Below are 18,439 nucleotides of genomic sequence, written 5' to 3' on the forward strand. Positions count from 1 at the left end.
GGATGCGGGTTCAGGTCTATTTGGGTGATGGTTTTGTGGGTCGGACTTCAGTCCGACCCACAATGTGGGCTTGCCGGGCGGGTTTTGCGGCAGCCCCGGCGCAGCTCGCCGCGGACCCGCTTGGGGTTCTGGACGAGCATCAGGGACAGGTAATTGACCTTCTCGCCGGCCAGGCTGGCCACGTCGTGCACGATGCGCTCGTCGGGTGAGCCGACCTTCTCGATGAAGCAGCTGGTGGCGAGCAGGTCGCGCTTTTCGAGCAGCGCCAGCACTTCGTCGATCAGCGGTTTCACCTTGAGCAGCACGAGGGTGTCGAACTCGTCGAGCAGGCGGTCGATCACTTCCACGCCATAGGCAGCGGGGATTACCGCGAAGGTTTCGTCCTCTTCGGCCAGCGTGAGGCTGGTGCTGGCCGCGGCGGCGGCGAAGGAGCTGACGCCGGGGATGGTGTCGACGATGACCTCCGGCGCCAGCTCGCGCACGACCCGGGTCAGATGGCCGAAGGTGGCGAAGGTGGACGCGTCGCCTTCGACCAGAAAGACCAGGTCGCGGCCTTGCTGAAGCAGTTCGACAGTGCGGGTGGCTGCGCGGGCCCAGGCCTTGGCGAGGGCGATGGCGTCGCGGGTCATCGGAAAGACCAGCGCTTCGGCGTCCGCTGGCACGGGCAGGCCACCGCGTTCGACGATGCCGAGGGCGTAGGACGATTCCTCGGCCTTCTTCACCGGGTAGAGCCAGCGGGCGCCGGATTGCAGGGCGGCCCAGGCGCGGCGGGTGATCAGCTGTGGGTCGCCGGGGCCGAGGGAGGCGCCGATCAGGCGCCCGAGAGGTGCTTTGTTCATGGGGATTCCTTGGTGGCGGAGACGATCCACACCGGGTTCTGGGCGGCGAGGCGGTGCATGTCGAGGATGGGCTGGCTGCGCGCCGCCTGCAGCTGGACCACGTCCCACGCAGCGCCGGCTTCGTTGAGCGCGGCGGTGGCGGTGGCGAGGTTTTCCAGCGTCACGAAGTTCATCACCAGCCGGCCGCCGGGGGCGAGGCGGGCGAGGATGAGGCGGACCAGCTCGGCCAGCTCGCCGCCGGAGCCGCCGATGAAGACGGCATCGGGATCGGGCCAGGTGTCGAGGCTGGCCGGGGCCTTGCCTTCGATCAGTGTGTAGTTGCTGGCGCGCAGGCGCTGGGCGTTCTCGCGGGCGTTGGCGGCATCGCCGGGGTTTTTCTCGATCGCCCACACGTGGCCGTTCCGCGCCAGGCGGGCGGCTTCGAGGCCCACCGAGCCGGAGCCGGCGCCGATGTCCCACACCAGGCTGTCCGGGCGCAGGCGCAGCTTGGCCAGCGACAGGGCGCGGGCTTCCTGTTTGGTGATGAGGCCTTTCTCGGGGGCGCGCTGGACGAAATCGGCGTCCTCGAAGCCGAAGGTGGCGCGGTGCTGGGGCGGTGCGAGGCGTTCGAGCACGACGATGTTCGGGTCGGGGAAATGCATCGCCGCGGCGTCGGCCAAGGCCAGGTTGGCGAAGAGGGTTTCATCAGGCAGGGCCAGGCGGGCGGCGACCGAGAGGCGGAAGTCGTCGCCGTGGCCGGCGGTAACGAGCGCGCGGGCGATGCGATCCGGGCTGTTCTCCGGGCTGGTAAAGGCGCCGATCAGGGTGTGTTCGGCGGCGGCGCGGACGAGGGGGTAGAGGCCGTGGTCCGGTGTGGCGCCAGTCAGCCATTCGCCAGCGTCGCGGCTGTGCACGGAGACGACTTTTGCTGCCGGCCAACTTTTCTTGAGGCGGGCGAAGGCCAGTTGCAGCGTGGAGGCAGCGGGGAGGATGTCGATGGCGTCCGGCCCTAGCTTACCGACGAGGAAGCTGCCGATGCCATGGCACAGGGGGTCGCCAGTGGCGAGCACGGCGACGCTGCGTCCGGCCTCCCGTGCAGTGCGAATCCACTCGGGAACGCGGCCGAGCTGGCCGTCCATCGTCCTTTGCTCAACCCGCGAGGGGCGGCAGGCGGCAATCAGGTCCAGCGTGCGTTGGGCGCCGATGACGAGGTCGGCTTCGAGCAGGCGGGCGCGGGCGGTGTCGCCCAGGCCAGACCAGCCGTCGTCGAGGATGCCGATGAGGGCACAGGGTTCAGGCGAGTTCATGTTCTTCCACGGTAACGATGGGTACGCCCTCGAAATTGCAGGCGAGCACGGTGAGGCGGTGGGGGCCGGGGTAGCGTTCGCGCAGGCTGCGTATGGCGCGTACGGCCAGGGCCCGGTGGAAGGCCGTGGCGAGGTTCAGCTCGGCCAGGCGTTCGGCGGCGAAGCGGGCGGTTTCGGCGGCGCGGATCTCTTCGATCAGGTCGGGCGGGGCGCCGATTTCTTCGGCGGCGGAGGCGATCAGCTCCCGGTCGATCTCCTCGCGCCAGGCGTGCGTGACCGACAAGCCCTGGGCGATCTTGGTGAGCTTGCCGACCATGGCGCCAACGATGATGTGGCGCATGTTCTGCTTCACCGCGGTCTGGAAGGCGGCCTTCACGAAATCACCCATCTGCACGAAGCAGGCTTCGTCGAGTTCCGGAAAGCTGCGCATGGCGCATTTTTCGGTGCGCCCGCCGGTAGTAAAGACGACGCTGGTCTGGCCCTGGTTGGCGGCTACATCCACCGCCTGCACCACGCTGGCCCGGAAGGCTGCGGTGGAGTAGGGCCGCACGATGCCGGTGGTGCCGAGGATGGAGATGCCGCCGAGGATGCCGAGGCGGGCGTTGAGGGTCTTGGTGGCCATCACCTCGCCGCCGGGCACCGAGATGGTCACGGCGATGCCGTCGCCGGCCTCGAGGATGGGGGCGCCGGCGGCACGCACGTTGTCGCTGATGTTCTTGCGCGGCACCGGGTTGATGGCCGGGCCGCCCACGTCGAGGCCGAGACCGGACTTGGTGACGGTGCCGACGCCGGGCCCGCCGCGCAGGATGATCTGGCCGAAAGCGCCGGGCAGGCGTTCGACCTCGGCGGTGAGGTGGGCGCCGTTGGTGGCGTCCGGGTCGTCACCGGCATCCTTGATGCTGACCGCGCGGGCGCGCTGGCCGTCGGTCCATCCGTCGGTGATAGTGAAGCGTACCCGCTGGGTGTTGGGCAGCACGCACTCGATGGCCTCTGGCACCCGGCCGTGCACCAGCCCGAGGGTGGCCGCAGCCGCGGCGGCGGCGGAGTTGGCTCCGGTGGAAAAGCCCGTGCGGTTGCCGCGATCCCGTTTGGGGTCGCCCTTGCGGATTTTTTCAGCCGGCGTGCTGGCAGGAGCGTGAACCGTCATTGCAGCCTCAGGCGGCGTGGCGCTGGTGTTCCTCGGCGACGCCGAGGAGGGCGTGGATGGCGGCGACGACCAAGGTCGAGCCGCCCTTGCGCCCGCGGATGGCCACCCAGGGCACGTCCTCGATGGCCATCAGCAGGTCCTTCGATTCCGCCGCCGACACGAAGCCGACCGGCATGCCGACTACCAGCGCCGGACGCAGGCCTTCGTCGCGGATCAGGCGGACGACTTCGATCAGTGCCGTGGGGGCGTTGCCGATGCCGATGATGGCGCCTTCCAGCAGGCCGCGGCGCCAGGCCTTGCGCATGGCTTGTACGGCGCGGGTGGTGTCTTCAGCCTGGGCGGCGGCGATCACGTCCGGGTCGGAGATGAACTGGTGGGTGGTGATGCCGAAGTGGGCCAGACGCGGGGCCGACAGCCCGACGCAGATCATCTCCACGTCGGCCACCACCGGCGTGCCGCCTTGGAGGATGCGGGCGAGGCCGGCCTGCATGGCCTGCGGGTGGAAGGCGGTGAGGCCGTTGAATTCGAAGTCGGCGTTGGCGTGGATCATGCGGCGCACCAGCGGCCATTGCTCGGCGCTGTAGGCGTGGTGGCCGACTTCCTGGTCGATGATGGCAAAGGAGTCGTGCTCGATGGCACGGCCGGCGGCGGTGAGCTGTTCGGTGACGATGTTGGCTGTGCGCATGTCAGGCGTGGGCGGGTTCGTGGTGGTGCGGGTGGCCATGGTTGGTGTGGGTATGGCTGTGGTCGTGCAGGTGTTCGGCTTCGGCGGCCTGGCGGTACTTGCAGCCGTCGCATTCCAGCAGTCCGCCTTCAGGCAGCTCGGCCCCGGTCACCTTGCTGTCGAGCAGCTCGAAAATGCCCTTGTCGAAGCCGAAGTGGGTGCCCAGTGCGAAGGCGATCTGCGGGTACTGGCCGCGCAGGCGTTCGACCTGGGCCTTGATGCGCTCCATCAGTACGCCGGTGAACAGGTACACCGGCACCACGCAGATCTGCGTCATGCCCAGCCGGGCCTGGCGCTGGACGACGCTTTCGAGGCGTGGCCAGGTGACGCCGGTGAAGGCCAGGTCCACCAGCTCGAAATCGTTGTCCTCGAAGAGCCAGCGGGCCATCTTGGCCAGTTCGCCGTTGGCGCCGGCATCGGACGAGCCGCGACCGAGGAGGATCACGCCGGTGGTTTGCGGGTCGGGCACATGGAGTGCCTTCATCAGGCGGTCGAGCTGGCCTTGCAGCACCTTGAGGATTTCGCGGCCCATGCCCAGGTGGCGGGTGCAGGAAAAGCGCACGCTTGGGTGACGGGCGCGGGCTTCCTCGATGGCGGCCGGCAGTTCCATCTTCACGTGGCCGGCGGCGTTGAGGATGAAGGGGATCACCAGCACCTGGCGAGCGTCGCGGGCGGCCCGGTCGAGGCCGCCGTCGAGCAGCACGTCGGCGTGTTCGATGAAGCAGGTTTCGATGCGCCAGGCCGGGTGACGCTCGCGCCACTGGGCGGCGAAGTGGAGGATTTCGGTGTTGCCGTCCCGGTTGCGCGAGCCGTGGCCGACCAGCAGGATGGAAGTGGTGTTCATGCGGGGTTCTCCGTGGGGATCGCCGAGGCCTTGCGGAAGCGGTGGCCGAAAGCAGGGTCGTAGAGCTTGGAGCGGGCGAGGGTGGGCCAGTCGGCGGCGCCCAGGGCGGGGCTGGCGATGATCATGGCCTGGCTGGCGATCTTCTCGGCCTGGCAGCGCTTCTTGATGTCGGCGAGGGTGCCGCGGACGACCTTCTCCTCGCCGGGCCAACTGGCCTTCTGCACCACCAGAATGGGCGCGTCCTCGGCCCAGCCGGCGGCGCGCAGGGCACGCTGCACCTCGTGGAGCATGGTGATCGACAGGAAGATGCACAGGGTCGTGCGGTGGGCGGCGAGGGCTTCCAGTTCCTCCCCCGGCGGCATGGGCGTGCGCCCGGCCACGCGGGTGAGGATCACCGTCTGCGTCACTTCCGGCAGGGTCAGGGTTTCGCCGGCCGCCGCCGCCGAGGCGAAGGCCGACGACACGCCTGGCACCACCGCCCAGTCGATACCTGCTGCGCTGAGCGGCCGGGTCATCTCGACGAGGGCGCCGTACAGGCCGGGGTCGCCGGTCTGCAGGCGCACCACGGTGGCGTGGCGGGCGCACTGGTCGAGGAGCCAGAAGGTCATCTCCTCCAGCGTCATGTCCTTCGAGTCGCGGATTTCGCAGCCCGGAGGCGCGAACAGGGTCGCTGCCTGGCTGACCAGCGAACCGGCGTAGAGGATCGCGCCAGCCTCTTCAAGCAGGCGGCGACCCTTCACGGTGAGCAGCTCCGGGTCGCCCGGACCGGCGCCCACGAACCAGACCTTGCCGGTCATGGCTCAGAGCGCCTGCGGCTGGAAGCAGTAGCGCACGGCGGCGCTGTCCTGCCGGCGGGCGAGGGCGTGCAGCACCAGCAGCGTGAATACTGGCTCGACGATCACGATGGCAGCGTAGGACGACGCGAAGCCCAGCCAGACCGACAGCGGTGTGGCGACTTCACCGATGGCCAGCCAGAAGCCGACCATCAGGGTCACGCCGCTGTAGAAAGCCGCGTCGAGCTTGAGGATGCTGCGCACGCTGGCCTTGCCCAGGCGCTGGCCGAAGGTGGCATGCACCAGCACCAGCGGGAGGGCGAGGGACAGGGTATTGACGCCCAGGTGGACCAGATCGGTCGGCTCGAAGAGCAGGCCCTGGACGAGCAGGCCGAGGGCAAAACCGAACAGGGCCGGCACGAAGCCGAGGGCCAGGTAGATCGGCATGGCGCCGAGGAAGTGCAGCTCAGACGGACCCACCTTGAGGTGGAGGGCCTGCATGAACAGCGTGAAGAACGCGGCTGCGATGAGGCTGCGGACGATCAGTTGCGGTTGCTTGAGGAGATGGACGGACTGGCTGCCGAGCAGCGTGACGGCTGCGATGTTGGCGACGACGATTTTGGCACTGGCGACGTACCCCGGTTCGATGTGCATTTTGCTTCCCTTCGTGGCGATTGGACGAAGTGCGGCAAGACATCGGGGCGCGTGCAGAAGCAGCGAAAAACGAACAAACGGACCGGTGGCCGGAAGGCCGGGCGAACGCAGACCAGCAGAGCGGGAACAGTTCCGGGAAAGGCAGCGGGAACGGGACGGACGTCAATGGTCGGGCAAGCCCATCGGTCGGCTCTGCCCACACCCCGGGGCCAATACCACACCACAACGTCACAGGCCGGTCTTCTGGCTCGCCTTCATCCTCATCTGCCAACCTTCCCATGCAAAAGGCACAGTGGCGTGGAGCAGATTCGTCAGGCTTACAGCAGCGGGGGCTGCGTCGGAATGGTCAGGGAGAGCATGCTCCCGACGTCACCGAACTTCCCGTTTCACCTTCCCCGCAGAAGCGGAGTCGGCACCCGTAACGAGGCGGAGTCTAACCGCAGCGTTCCCCCGGCTGCAAGCATTACGGTTGCGATGGCGTGCGGCCAGCGATTTTTTGGCAGGGGATCCCGTCGGGATTTATACCTGTCTTGGGATTGACCCCGGCGTGCTCTGGCGGAATACTTGCCGCCTGCGCAGTTTGTCTCTTTTTGATTATTTTCTGACGCTTCTTGATGCGGATTTTATGACTTCTGCTTTTCCTGGCCCCCGCTTCTCCCCTGGCGTTTCAAGTGATGTTCCCGGCGCAGGGAAGGGCGATTCCCCAGAGCCTGCCGGTGCGCGGCCGGAGGTGCGGAATCTCGATGCCGAGGCCGCTGCCTTGCTGGCTGATATTGCTGCCTTCGACATTGAAGCGGCGCGCAAGCGGGTACAGCAGATCGATGCCCGATACACGGGAATGGGCGGGTCGAAGTCTGACTATCCGGAGGTGTCGTCGGGCGCAGATTTTCCGCCGGTTCGTGGCGTCGAGCAGCCCTGTGAACCCACTCCGGTCGCGGCACCGGCCGTTGAGCCGGTTTCGTTCGGCAGTCTGCTCGACCAGTTGAAGGACGAGGTCGCCAACCGCAAACAGCTGGAGGGCGATGCTTCCCGGCGTGGCGACGCGGCACGCTCGGCCCTCGACCGCCAACTGCGGGCCGTATTCGATTATTTTCACGCGCTGACGAGCCAGCTCAACTACCTCAAGCCGCAGGTGGCCCGCCGCTATTACTTTCTTGATTCCGACGATGCCTTTCGCAACCTGGCCTGGCTGGAGGGTTATTCGGATTTTCGTACCCAGGCTGCACAGGATGGCGGTTGTATCGAGCGGGTTACCCTCGGCTACACCCTCAAGGGCCCCGGCCAGCGTACCCTCGAACGGGCAGGCGGCGCCGTCGAGCGCTTGCGTCAGGTGCTCTTCGATCTGGGTCTCAAGTTCGAATGCCAGGAAAAGCGCAACCGCCAGAGGGAGCTGGAGCACGGCTCCTTCACGGTGATCGACGAGGTTAACGTGCAGGTCGTGTGGCGGGCCGATTTTGAAAACCGGACGGTGGTGGTGGAGTCCCGCAACCTGGAACGTCTTGGCTACGCCACCTGTACCCTGCCGCTCGAGTCCGTTTGCCCAGCCATGCTCGACGAGTTCGGCCGGCTTGTGCTGGGGCGGGAAAACAGCTTCCGCTCATACGTGAGCCGCTGACTTGTTTACGACCCTTTGAGCAGTTCTGCGGCTACGGCCTCGGCAACCTTGATGCCGTCGACGCCCGCTGACAGGATCCCGCCCGCGTAGCCCGCGCCTTCACCGGCCGGGTAGAGGCCCTTCACGTTGAGGCTTTGGCAGTCTTCACCGCGGGTGATGCGCAGCGGCGAAGAGGTGCGTGTTTCAACGCCGGTGAGCACCGCGTCGTAGAGGTTGAAGCCCTTGATCTGCCGATCAAAGGCCGGCAGGGCTTCGCGCATGGCGGTGATGGCGTAGTCGGGCAGGGCCGTGGCCAGGTCGGTGAGGTGCACGCCGGGCTTGTAGGACGGCTCGACACTGCCCAATTCGGTGGATGCCTTGCCCTTCAGGAAGTCGCCGACCAACTGGCCTGGGGCTTCGTAGGTGCCGCCGCCAAGGACGAAGGCGTGGCTCTCGAGCTGGCGCTGGAATTCGACGCCGGCCAGCGGACCGCCCGGGTAATCGGCCGGCGTGATGCCGACGACGATGCCCGCGTTGGCGTTGCGCTCGTTGCGCGAATACTGGCTCATGCCGTTGGTGACGACCCGGTTGGGCTCGGAAGTGGCGGCCACCACCGTGCCGCCCGGGCACATGCAAAAGCTATATACCGAACGCCCGTTGGCGGCGTGGTGCACCAGCTTGTAGTCGGCCGCGCCGAGCAGCGGGTGGCCGGCGTGAGCGCCGAGGCGGGCCTTGTCGATGAGGCTTTGCGGGTGTTCGATGCGAAAGCCCACCGAGAAGGGCTTGGCTTCCATGAAAACGCCCTTTTCATGGAGCATCTCGAAGGTGTCGCGGGCGCTGTGGCCAAGGGCCAGCACCACGTGGTCGGTGCGGATCTCGTCGCCGCTGGCGGTCTTTACGCCGCGCACCTGACCGTCTTCGATCACGACTTCGGTGACGCGTTGCTGGAAGCGGATTTCCCCGCCCAACTGCTGGATTTCAGCACGCATGGCCTCGACCATCCCCACCAGCCGGAAGGTGCCGATGTGCGGCTTGGCCACGTAGAGGATCTCGGGGGGGGCACCCGCCTTGACGAACTCGGTGAGCACCTTGCGGCCGTAGTGTTTCGGGTCCTTGATCTGGCTGTACAGCTTGCCGTCCGAGAAGGTGCCGGCGCCGCCCTCGCCGAACTGCACGTTGGATTCGGGGTTGAGGGTGTTCTTGCGCCACAGGCCCCAGGTGTCCTGGGTGCGTTCGCGCACGGCCTTGCCGCGCTCCAGCACGATGGGCTTGAAGCCCATCTGGGCGAGGATCAGCGCCGCGAAGATGCCGCACGGGCCGAAGCCGATGACCACCGGGCGATGGTCGAAGTGCGGCGGGGCCGTGCCGATGAAGTGGTATTCGGTGTCCGGTGTGGCCTTGACGTGAATGTCGTCGGCGAACTTCCTGAGCAGCGCAGCCTCGTTCTTCACCGCCATGTCGATGATGTAGATGAAGGACAGGGAGTGGCTCTTGCGCGCGTCGTAGCTGCGCTTGAAGACGGTGAAGCTGATCAGTTCTTCGGCAGAAATGCCGAGGCGCTTGACGATGGCGGGGGCCAGGGCTTCGGCGGGGTGATCGAGGGGAAGGCGGAGTTCGGAGAGTCGCAGCATGGCGGTCATGGCGGGGTTTTGATCCCGCAGATGGCGTTCGGGCCGTGATTTTAGCCGATCTCGGCGGGCTGGTCAGGGTGTGTGCAGCGGGGGCTAAGGTGTGTGACAGCCCCGAATGGGGCTGTCGTGAGCCTGGGGGCGGGCTTATGCGGGGATGGGCTCAAGTTGTGGAGCCAGCACGAGGCGGTTCACCTGGACAAGTTTCCCCATCTGGCGCGACACGCTGTACTGGACACGGTCGCTCAGGCGGTCGATGACCCGGCGCATGTCGGACCCGAGCTCTTCCATGACGACGGAGCGATTCTTCATCTGGATCACGATCCGGCACAGCTTGTCGGCACCGCCGCGCGGCCCGTTGATGTCTGACATACGGACCGTAACCGACTGTACTGCATGACCGAAGCGCTCCAGTGCCGAGCGGATGCGGCGGGCCGCGTGATTGCGCAGGTGCTTGGCGGAGGGCAGGCCCTTGGCCTTGATCTGGACTTCCATGGTGACGTCTCCTTTGCGTTGCAGAGATTCCACTTTAGGTGTGTTCGATGTTGCGGTAAAGTCGTATTAAGATGATTGTTGGTTCGGTTTTTACGAAATAAATAATGCACTTGGCAGGGAGCCTGAGGATGAACCTGAAGCACCTTTTCTATTTCTGGAAAACCGCCCGCAGCGGTGGTGTGGTGAGGGCCGGCGAGGCCCTCCATGTGACGCCCCAGACCATCAGCGGTCAGATTCGACTGCTTGAGGACAGCCTGGATACCCAGCTTTTTGCCCGTGACGGGCGTGCCCTGGAGCTGACGCCTGCTGGGCGGATGGCGATGGAGTACGCCGACGAGATGTTCTCCCTCAGTGCCGAGCTGGAGCAGGCCCTGCGCCATTACCCGAAGGGGCGGCCGGTGGAGTTCCGGGTGGGCGTGTCGGACGCAGTTCCCAAGTCGATCGCTTATCGCCTGCTGCGTCCGGCGGTGGACCCGGCGGATCCGGTGCGCATCATCTGCCGGGAGTGGCGACTGGACCGCTTGCTCACCGAGCTGGCGGTGCACAGGCTGGATCTGGTTATTGCCGATTCGCCCATCCCGCCGACGGTGGATGTGCGGGCCTATAACCATCGACTGGGTGAGTCGGGACTGAGCTTCATTGCTGCCCGTTCGCTACTCGGCGACAAGGTACACGCCTTTCCGGCTTGCATGGGCGAACTGCCAACCTTGCTGCCGGGCGAGGATTCGGCGATCCGTCGCAAGTTCGAGGACTGGCTTGATCGCAAGCGTTTGCGGCCACGCATTGCCGGGGAGTTCGACGATACGGCGCTGATGACGGCCTTCGGACGGGCCGGTGTAGGAGCCTTTGCTGTGCCGACGGCCATCGAGCAGGAGATCCTTGGGACCGGCGACCTGGTTGTGCTGGGGCGGGCCGAGGAGGTGCGTATCGAGTATTACGCGATTTCGGTGGAGCGGCGACTGACTCATCCCTGTGTGCTGGCCATTTCGGCTGCCGCCAAGGCGGGCCTGGAGGCGATGGGAAGCGGTGGGGTGGTGCTGCCGGGGGACTCTGCGAATGAGTTGTCGGGATGACCGCGGGTCTTCCAGGGAAAGTCGCTTAAAAGCCCCTGCTTCGAACTTTGCGGTTCGTGCAGGGGCTTTATAGTACTGCTCAGACGTTCAGACGACCTGTTGTACGCCGGCGACCAGCCAGCCGCCGTTGCCACTGCGCGGCTTGGTGAGATGCCAGATCTCGTCGATGACTTCCGGCGAGGCGTTGGCTTCTTCCCGCAGCAGGCCGGTGAAACGGACGCTGACAATGTAACGGGTGGCCTCTTCGGCGACGTCAAGCACTTCGGCGTTGAGGGTGACCACATCGGTCTTGTCGGTGCCGGCGACTTGGTCCATCCAGCCCATCTTGATCTCGGCGAACATTTCCGGCGTGGTGTATTCGCGGATGTCCTCGAGGTTGCGGGCATCGTTGGCTGCCTGCAGGCGGATGAAGTTCAGTTTGGCGTTGCGGACGAAGGCTTCTGCATCGAAGTCGGCAGGAATATTGCCGACCGCCGGTGCGACTGTGGCTGCGGCCACTGCGGCGCTTTCAAGTGGCGTTGCAGCAGCACTGCCGCCACCAAATGCCGGAGCCGACGTGGTTTCTGCAGGTGTCGGGGATGCCCCTGCCGCGGAGTACTGCATGCCACCCATTCCGGCCAGAGCCGGTTTCTGGGCTGCGGCACGGCGGCGCATGAAGAAGCCGATTACCAGCATGACGCCAACGGCGAGAAGGCCCATCATCATCATCGAAGCGAGTTCTTCACCGAAACCAAAGTGAGACGCGAGTGCGGCCAGACCGATACCGGCGGCCAGACCGGCCAGGGGGCCCATCCAGGAGCGCTTGGGCTGGGCTGCCGGCGCGCCCGCAGCGGCTTGGGAGCGGGCGGGCACAGCGGCAGCTCCTGGTGCCTGGGCTGGGGTGGCCGGTGTGGCATTCGGTGACTTGGGCTGGCTCAGTTCCTGGCGCTGCATGCCCGAGGATTTGCCGGCGCCGAAGCGCTTCGCAGCCTCGGCATCGCTGGTCACAAGGGTAAAGCCCAGGGCCAGGGCGGCGGTCATCAGGGCAAAGGATTTCATTCGTGTCTCCTGTCGTTTGAGAGTACTAGATTGTCAAGGATAGCTCCCTGAAGTGCTAAATAAAATCAGAATTGTTGGAAGGTTTGGTTCGTAAAAAGTTGAGTGTTGGGTGTGGGGGGGCTTGTTTTTTCAGTCCGCCATGTTGTGCATTCGGGCTGGGTCGGCGATCTGCAGTCGAGTCTGTGGGGTCAGAGCTTATTGGCTCAGCTGAAAGGCTGGCTGGCGGTCTGCGATCAGGCCAAATTCAGCACTGATGTATATACAAGCGGATTGAAACTGAGCCTGGAGTGCTGTTTTTTTGTGGGGCATTGACTCCTCGGAGATGCACACCGCGCAACGAACCCCGTCCTTCGTGCGGCGCAATAAAGTTGATCTGTGTCAAAATGTCGCCCTTATCGCGGCGTATCCTTCCGCGGAAGCCTGCCGACGGTCCGCCGCCGAGCAGTCAGGGGGGTTTTGTTTTTTTTAAGATGAGGTGACTCACATGCAATCGCAGACTTACAACTATAAAGTCGTGCGGCAGTTCGCCATCATGACGGTGGTATGGGGTATCGTGGGCATGCTGGTCGGCGTGATCGTCGCAGCACAGCTCGTGTGGCCCGAATTGAACTTTGCCGAATGGCTGCACTTTGGACGGCTTCGCCCGCTCCACACCAACGCGGTAATTTTTGCGTTTGGTGGCTGTGCGCTTTTTTCAACGTCCTACTACGTCGTGCAGCGTACCTGTCACACCCGTTTGTTCGCCCCGGGCCTTGCTGCCTTTACTTTCTGGGGCTGGCAACTCGTTATTCTTCTTGCCGTTATTACTCTGCCGCTGGGATTCACTTCCGGTAAGGAGTACGCGGAACTCGAGTGGCCGATCGACATCCTGATTACCGTAGTATGGGTTTCCTATGCTGTCGTGTTCTTCGGCACGATCGCAACCCGCAAGACGACACACATCTATGTCGCCAACTGGTTCTACGGCGCTTTCATTCTGACCGTTGCCTTGCTGCACCTGGTTAATAGCGCTGAAATCCCGGTCTCCCTCACCAAGTCCTACTCGGCCTATGCCGGTGTTCAGGATGCGATGATCCAGTGGTGGTATGGTCACAATGCCGTGGGCTTTTTCCTGACGGCAGGCTTCCTCGGCATGATGTACTACTTTGTGCCGAAGCAGGCTGGTCGCCCTGTGTACTCCTACCGTTTGTCGGTGGTGCACTTCTGGGCGCTGATCTTCACTTACATGTGGGCGGGTCCGCACCATCTGCACTACACTGCGCTGCCCGACTGGACCCAGTCTGTTGGCATGGTCTTCTCCCTGATTCTGCTGGCTCCGTCCTGGGGTGGCATGATCAACGGCATCATGACCCTGTCGGGTGCCTGGCATAAGCTGCGCACCGACCCGATCCTGAAGTTCCTGGTCACCTCCCTGTCTTTCTACGGCATGTCGACCTTCGAAGGTCCGATGATGTCCATCAAGACGGTTAACGCCCTGTCGCACTACACCGACTGGACTGTCGGTCACGTGCACTCCGGCGCTCTGGGCTGGGTTGCCATGGTGTCGATTGGCGCCATGTACTACCTGATCCCGCGCATGTACGGCAAGACCGAGATGTACTCCACCAAGCTGATCACCACCCACTTCTGGATTGCGACCATTGGCATTGTGCTGTACATCGCTTCCCTGTGGATTTCCGGCGTGATGCAAGGCCTGATGTGGCGTGCAACCAACCCGGATGGCACCCTGACCTACTCCTTCGTCGAGTCCGTGAAGGCTAGCTACCCGTTCTGGACCATCCGTGTTGTCGGCGGTGTGCTGTTCCTGACTGGCATGCTGATCATGTTCTACAACATGGTGAAGACGATCTCGGGTCAAAAGGCCTACGACGCTCCGGTGCTGGCTCCTGCCGGCGCTCACGCCTGATCGGGAGGAAATATAATCATGGCTCAATCGAATCACGACTTTATTGAACGCAAGGTTGGCTGGCTGATCGTCCTGACGCTGCTGACTGTCAGCATTGGCGGTCTGGTGGAAATCGTTCCGCTTTTTCACATGAAGTCCACTACCACACCGGTGGAAGGCCTCAAGCCTTACGATCCCGTGCGTCTCGTCGGCCGCGACGTCTACATCCGCGAAGGCTGCTACAACTGCCATTCGCAGATGATCCGTCCGTTCCGTGCAGAAACCGAGCGCTACGGTCACTACTCTGTGGCTGGTGAGTACGTTTATGACCACCCCTTCCAGTGGGGTTCCAAGCGTACGGGGCCCGATCTGGCTCGCGTTGGCGGTCGTTACTCCGACCAGTGGCACCGCATTCACCTGCTGAATCCGCGTGACGTCGTGCCCGAGTCGAACATGCCTGCCTTTGCATGGTTGGACCGTCCGGCAAAGGCCGATGACATCGAAGCGAAGATGATTGCGCTGCGCAGGGTCGGCGTTCCTTACTCTGATGATGAGATCAAGGGTGCCCGCAAGGAACTTGAGGGGAAGACGGAGCTTGACGCCTTGATCGCCTACTTGCAGGGGATGGGTACTGCGCTGAACGCCGGCAAGACCGCGGTGGCGGCGGTTGCCCAGGCTCCGGCGGCATCTGAAGCGCCTGCAGAAGCTCCGGCTCCTGCGGCCGCTCCGGAAAAACAGTAGATCATTCGGAGAACGAAGGAGCGAAATCTTGGATATCAATGATGCACGTGTGGTGCTGACGGTTCTGGCTTTGGTGTGTTTTCTCGGCATCACCATCTGGGCTTACAGTGGCCGCGCGCGAAAGGGATTTGACGAGGCAGCGCTCCTGCCGTTCAGCGAGGACGAATTGCCTGCCCCCGGCGCGGGGCGGCAAACCAAAGAAGGAAATAAAAATGGCTGACTTTGTTAGCGGTTTCTGGAACGCCTACGTGATGGTGCTGGTGTTTCTGAGCATCGGTTTCTGCGTGTTCGTGCTGGTCTCCAATACGACCAAGCGGACTTCCGGTCCGGTGGGGCTGCATGACCACGTATGGGATGAAACCCTGCAGGAGTACAACAATCCGCTGCCGCGTTGGTGGATGTACATGTTCTGGATTACGATCATTTTTGCGATCGCTTATCTGAGCATGTATCCGGGCTTTGGCAACAATCAGGGTAAGCTCGGCTGGTCTGCTGTGGGGCAATGGGAAGCTGAGCAGAAGGCGGCAGCTGAGAAGTACGGCCCGATCTTCGCGAAGTTCCGCACCATGGACCTCAATGCAGTGGCTGGCGACAAGGAAGCCAATGCCATGGGGCAACGCTTGTTCGTGACTTACTGCGCTCAGTGTCATGGTGCCGATGCCAAGGGCGCCAAGGGGTTCCCGAACCTGACTGACGCCGATTGGCTGTATGGTGGTGAGCCGGAGACGATCAAGACGACGCTGCTCGGTGGCCGTCAGGGCATGATGCCGCCGTTTGGTCCGGCGCTTGGTGCAGATGGTGTGAAGGATGTGGCTAACTTCGTGCGCTCCCTTTCCGGTCTGGCCCATGATTCCCTGCGGGCTCAGCGTGGCAAGGAACTCTTCACCCAGAACTGCGTGGCTTGTCATGGTCCGGAAGGGAAGGGGACGCCGGCTCTTGGCGCACCGAACCTGACTGACAAAACCTGGCTCTACAGCTCTGCTGAAGCGACGATCATTGAGACTGTTACCAACGGTCGGACCAACAAGATGCCTGCCTTCCAGGAATTCCTCGGCGAAGACAAGGTGCATCTGTTGGCTGGCTACGTTCTTAGCTTGTCCAAGAACGTCGCTGCGCCGGCCGAAGAAAAGAAGTAAGACCGTACAAGGAGTAGCATTGCTCCTGGTAAAAAACTCCCCGGGCCGGTCCCGGGGAGTTTTTGAGATTAAATATTAGAATATTATTATTTGGCGATCATGAACCGGCCAGACACCCAAGCCCCAAAAAAACCCGACCCGCAAGCGAAGGCTGGCGGAGAAGCGGAAGACACTTTGTATGCCGTCCGGCAAAAGGTCTATCCCCGTGCGGTTACCGGGATATTTGCTACCTGGCGCTGGATCCTGGTGTGGGCGACCCAACTTATTTTTTATGGTTTGTGCTGGTTGCCGTGGGGGGATCGTCAGGCTGTTCTGCTTGACGTGGTGGAGCGTAAATTCTATATATTTGGTTGGGTTTTTTGGCCTCAAGATGTCTTTTTTCTCGCCATTCTGCTGATTATCAGTGCCTATTCGCTGTTTTTCTTCACGGCCGTTGCGGGGCGCTTGTGGTGTGGCTATGCATGTCCCCAAACGGTTTATACCGAGATATTCATGTGGATTGAGGAGAAGATCGAGGGTAATCGCAATCAGCGCATGAAGCTGGATGAGTCACCCTTGAGCATCCGAAAAATTGGACTCAAGGCGGCCAAGTTCGGTGCCTGGGGCGCGTTTTCGCTCTGGACAGGGTTTACGTTGGTCGGTTATTTCACGCCGATCCGGGAGTTGGTCGGAGAGGCGCTAAGCTTCAGTTTTGGCCCCTGGGAGCTGTTCTGGATCTGTTTTTACGGTGGGTTTACCTACCTGTTTGCCGGTGTGATGCGGGAGCAGGTCTGTAAATACATGTGCCCGTATGCCCGCTTCCAGGCTGTCATGTTCGACCCCGATACCCTGGTCATTACTTATGACCCCGATCGTGGTGAGCCGCGTGGTCCGAGGAAAAAAGGAGTGGAGCCGAAGGCTGTATCCAAAGGGGATTGTGTCGATTGCGGTATTTGCGTGCAGGTTTGCCCGACGGGTATCGATATCCGCAACGGAATGCAATACGAATGCATCGGCTGTGCTGCCTGTATTGATGCCTGCGATCAGGTCATGGACAAGATGAGTTACCCGAAGGGGCTCATTCGGTACACCACTGAAAACGCCATGAAGCGTCACTGGGGTCGCAAGGAGATCGTCGGGCATGTCATGCGGCCGCGAATCATGATTTACGCGGGCGTGCTGGTTGCAATCTGTGCTGCGTTCGTATGGGGGCTGGCAACCCGGTCTACACTTCGTGTGGATGTCATCAAGGACCGGTCAACCCTTAGCCGCGAAGTCGAGGGAGGCTTGATCGCCAACGTGTACAATCTTCAGGTCATGAACATGACTGAAAAGTCTCGTCGTTTTTCCTTGTCGGTGAGCGGTCTTGAGGGTGTCTGGATCACGCCGGCCCAGCCTTTTGAAGTGGATGCGGCCGGTCTCAAGGCTGTAACCGTAGAGGTTGCGGTTCCGCCGGAGTCGGGGAAACCAGGGTCGAACACTGTTTATATTGAGGTCAAGGCGATGGATGACGAGACAGTTTCTGTTCGTGAAAAAACGGCTTTCCTGTTGCCCCGATAAAGATTCAACCCTATGAATATGACTGCGACCCAACCTAAACACAGCCCGAACCCCTGGTACAAGGAGCGCTGGACATGGCTTCTGATGCTTATGCCCGTTACCGCAGTCATTGCTGGCAGCATCACGATGTGGTTGGCGGTGACGACTTTTGACGGATTGGTTGCAGACGATTACTACAAGCAGGGGCTGGCCATCAATCAGACCCTGGCTCGGGCGACTGCTGCTATGGATCTGGGGCTTACGGCGCAGGTGCGCTTTACAGCCGAGGATGTTGCAGTTGTTCTCGCGGCCAAGAAGGGGGTTGAACTACCCCCCAAACTGCTTCTTACCCTTGCCCATCCGACCAAGGGTGGGCTCGATCAGAAGCTGGTGCTTGAAGGCAATGCCGGCTCTTATCGAGGCACTGTTCAGTCCGCGCTGAACAGTGCTCACTGGAAAGTACTTCTAGAAGACGAGTCCCGTAGCTGGAGGCTATCAGGGACCGCGTTCCTCCCCTCAGAGACCGAGATCCGGATTGATTCAGCCGATCTCAAACCTGTAGATTGACAAGGAGGATGTCATGGCCTGGAAAGAGTTGTTCAGTACCGATGTCGGGATTCTGAGCTTGCTCACAATTGGTTTTGTGCTGGTAATCGGTACGTATATGTATCGTTTTGCCAAGAGTCATATTGCGGAAGACGAGAAGCATTCGCACGGTTGACGCTTGTGGGTTTGATGAAGGCCCGTTCCCAGGGAGCTAGAGCATGTTGAAGCTGATTCAGGTTTTGTGGCCTTCTTTTCTGGTGGCCGGAATCGTCGAAATTGTCTTTTTTACCGTAGTGAACCCGCAGGAGCTTTACTTGCTGGGGCAGCCGGTACATTTTTCGACCATCGCGACGTACTCGATCGGTTTCTTCGGGTTCTGGCTCATTTGTGCGGCCTCCAGCCTGGCGACACTCTTTTTTCAGCAAACATCTGACGAGATTAATCGTGTAGACGGAGCATGAGAAAAGCGGGTCGCTAAATTCGATAGTCCTGTACAAGCTGTAAAAACAAAAAGCCCC

The 18,439-nt window shown here is 62.5% G+C and carries 20 protein-coding genes and 1 riboswitch; of the genes, 10 read left to right on the forward strand and 10 right to left on the reverse strand.

The window, feature by feature from the left end; all coding sequences use genetic code 11:
* Positions 1-47: 47 nt before the first annotated feature.
* From cobI to ETQ85_RS15750, 7 genes are read right to left on the reverse strand one after another with little or no spacing between them, the layout of a single operon-like run.
* Complete coding sequence (cobI, locus tag ETQ85_RS15720) at positions 48-839, reverse strand: precorrin-2 C(20)-methyltransferase (protein ID WP_148580015.1); 792 nt, start codon at positions 837-839, stop codon at positions 48-50.
* Positions 836-2,125 (reverse strand): precorrin-6y C5,15-methyltransferase (decarboxylating) subunit CbiE, encoded by a 1,290-nt coding sequence (gene cbiE, locus ETQ85_RS15725; protein ID WP_148580016.1) that lies wholly within the window; start codon positions 2,123-2,125, stop codon positions 836-838. The genes cobI and cbiE overlap by 4 nt, the downstream gene beginning before the upstream one ends.
* Positions 2,112-3,272 carry a cobalt-precorrin-5B (C(1))-methyltransferase gene (locus ETQ85_RS15730; RefSeq protein WP_148580017.1) on the reverse strand — a complete coding sequence of 387 codons (1,161 nt, stop codon included), beginning with the start codon at positions 3,270-3,272 and terminating at the stop codon, positions 2,112-2,114. The genes cbiE and ETQ85_RS15730 overlap by 14 nt, the downstream gene beginning before the upstream one ends.
* A gap of 7 nt (positions 3,273-3,279) precedes the next feature.
* Positions 3,280-3,957, reverse strand: coding sequence for a precorrin-8X methylmutase (locus tag ETQ85_RS15735; RefSeq protein ID WP_148580044.1), 678 nt, complete (start codon positions 3,955-3,957; stop codon positions 3,280-3,282).
* A 1-nt stretch (position 3,958) separates the two neighbouring features.
* Positions 3,959-4,840 (reverse strand): sirohydrochlorin chelatase, encoded by an 882-nt coding sequence (locus ETQ85_RS15740; protein ID WP_148580018.1) that lies wholly within the window; start codon positions 4,838-4,840, stop codon positions 3,959-3,961.
* On the reverse strand, positions 4,837-5,637 hold the full coding sequence (gene cobM, locus ETQ85_RS15745) for a precorrin-4 C(11)-methyltransferase (protein WP_148580019.1): 801 nt from the start codon (positions 5,635-5,637) through the stop codon (positions 4,837-4,839). Before cobM ends, ETQ85_RS15740 begins: the two co-directional genes overlap by 4 nt.
* Positions 5,638-5,640: 3 nt before the next feature.
* On the reverse strand, positions 5,641-6,267 hold the full coding sequence (locus tag ETQ85_RS15750; protein WP_148580020.1) for an energy-coupling factor ABC transporter permease: 627 nt from the start codon (positions 6,265-6,267) through the stop codon (positions 5,641-5,643).
* Between the two features lie 216 nt (positions 6,268-6,483).
* Positions 6,484-6,702, reverse strand: a riboswitch (cobalamin riboswitch).
* A 295-nt stretch (positions 6,703-6,997) separates the two neighbouring features.
* Here ETQ85_RS15750 and ETQ85_RS15755 point away from each other — a divergent pair.
* Positions 6,998-7,882 carry a hypothetical protein gene (locus ETQ85_RS15755; RefSeq protein WP_148580021.1) on the forward strand — a complete coding sequence of 295 codons (885 nt, stop codon included), beginning with the start codon at positions 6,998-7,000 and terminating at the stop codon, positions 7,880-7,882.
* Between the two features lie 5 nt (positions 7,883-7,887).
* Here ETQ85_RS15755 and ETQ85_RS15760 read toward each other — a convergent pair whose 3' ends face one another.
* Together ETQ85_RS15760 and ETQ85_RS15765 are read right to left on the reverse strand one after the other, a co-directional pair.
* Positions 7,888-9,492, reverse strand: a complete 1,605-nt coding sequence (locus tag ETQ85_RS15760; RefSeq protein WP_148580045.1) for an NAD(P)/FAD-dependent oxidoreductase — start codon at positions 9,490-9,492, stop codon at positions 7,888-7,890.
* Positions 9,493-9,636: 144 nt separating this feature from the next.
* A complete protein-coding gene (locus ETQ85_RS15765; protein ID WP_148580022.1) occupies positions 9,637-9,984 on the reverse strand; it encodes an HPF/RaiA family ribosome-associated protein in 348 nt (115 codons plus the stop codon).
* Between the two features lie 128 nt (positions 9,985-10,112).
* Here ETQ85_RS15765 and nhaR point away from each other — a divergent pair, with 128 nt between their 5' ends.
* Positions 10,113-11,057 (forward strand): transcriptional activator NhaR, encoded by a 945-nt coding sequence (gene nhaR / locus ETQ85_RS15770; protein ID WP_148580023.1) that lies wholly within the window; start codon positions 10,113-10,115, stop codon positions 11,055-11,057.
* A gap of 87 nt (positions 11,058-11,144) precedes the next feature.
* On the opposite strand, the gene ETQ85_RS15775 is transcribed toward nhaR, so the two are convergent.
* A complete protein-coding gene (locus ETQ85_RS15775; protein ID WP_148580024.1) occupies positions 11,145-12,095 on the reverse strand; it encodes a Tim44 domain-containing protein in 951 nt (316 codons plus the stop codon).
* 484 nt (positions 12,096-12,579) lie between these two features.
* Between ETQ85_RS15775 and ccoN the strand changes: the two genes are divergently transcribed.
* The 8 genes from ccoN (at position 12,580) to ETQ85_RS15815 (ending at position 18,382) form a co-directional block, all read left to right on the forward strand.
* On the forward strand, positions 12,580-14,001 hold the full coding sequence (gene ccoN / locus ETQ85_RS15780; RefSeq protein WP_148580025.1) for a cytochrome-c oxidase, cbb3-type subunit I: 1,422 nt from the start codon (positions 12,580-12,582) through the stop codon (positions 13,999-14,001).
* An 18-nt stretch (positions 14,002-14,019) separates the two neighbouring features.
* Positions 14,020-14,721, forward strand: a complete 702-nt coding sequence (gene ccoO, locus ETQ85_RS15785; RefSeq protein WP_148580026.1) for a cytochrome-c oxidase, cbb3-type subunit II — start codon at positions 14,020-14,022, stop codon at positions 14,719-14,721.
* Between the two features lie 28 nt (positions 14,722-14,749).
* Positions 14,750-14,941 carry a cbb3-type cytochrome oxidase subunit 3 gene (locus tag ETQ85_RS15790; RefSeq protein ID WP_148580027.1) on the forward strand — a complete coding sequence of 64 codons (192 nt, stop codon included), beginning with the start codon at positions 14,750-14,752 and terminating at the stop codon, positions 14,939-14,941.
* Entirely contained in the window at positions 14,934-15,857 is a 924-nt protein-coding gene (ccoP, locus tag ETQ85_RS15795) for a cytochrome-c oxidase, cbb3-type subunit III (RefSeq protein ID WP_148580028.1), read from the forward strand. Before ETQ85_RS15790 ends, ccoP begins: the two co-directional genes overlap by 8 nt.
* A gap of 99 nt (positions 15,858-15,956) precedes the next feature.
* Complete coding sequence (ccoG, locus tag ETQ85_RS15800; protein WP_148580046.1) at positions 15,957-17,396, forward strand: cytochrome c oxidase accessory protein CcoG; 1,440 nt, start codon at positions 15,957-15,959, stop codon at positions 17,394-17,396.
* Positions 17,397-17,408: 12 nt separating this feature from the next.
* Positions 17,409-17,942, forward strand: coding sequence for a FixH family protein (locus ETQ85_RS15805; protein WP_246128783.1), 534 nt, complete (start codon positions 17,409-17,411; stop codon positions 17,940-17,942).
* 13 nt (positions 17,943-17,955) lie between these two features.
* Positions 17,956-18,096, forward strand: a complete 141-nt coding sequence (locus ETQ85_RS15810; RefSeq protein WP_148580029.1) for a DUF3149 domain-containing protein — start codon at positions 17,956-17,958, stop codon at positions 18,094-18,096.
* Positions 18,097-18,139: 43 nt separating this feature from the next.
* Entirely contained in the window at positions 18,140-18,382 is a 243-nt protein-coding gene (locus tag ETQ85_RS15815; protein ID WP_148580030.1) for a hypothetical protein, read from the forward strand.
* Positions 18,383-18,439: the final 57 nt, after the last annotated feature.

This window comes from Zoogloea oleivorans (genome assembly GCF_008107625.1).
GTDB classification, from domain to species: domain Bacteria; phylum Pseudomonadota; class Gammaproteobacteria; order Burkholderiales; family Rhodocyclaceae; genus Zoogloea; species Zoogloea oleivorans.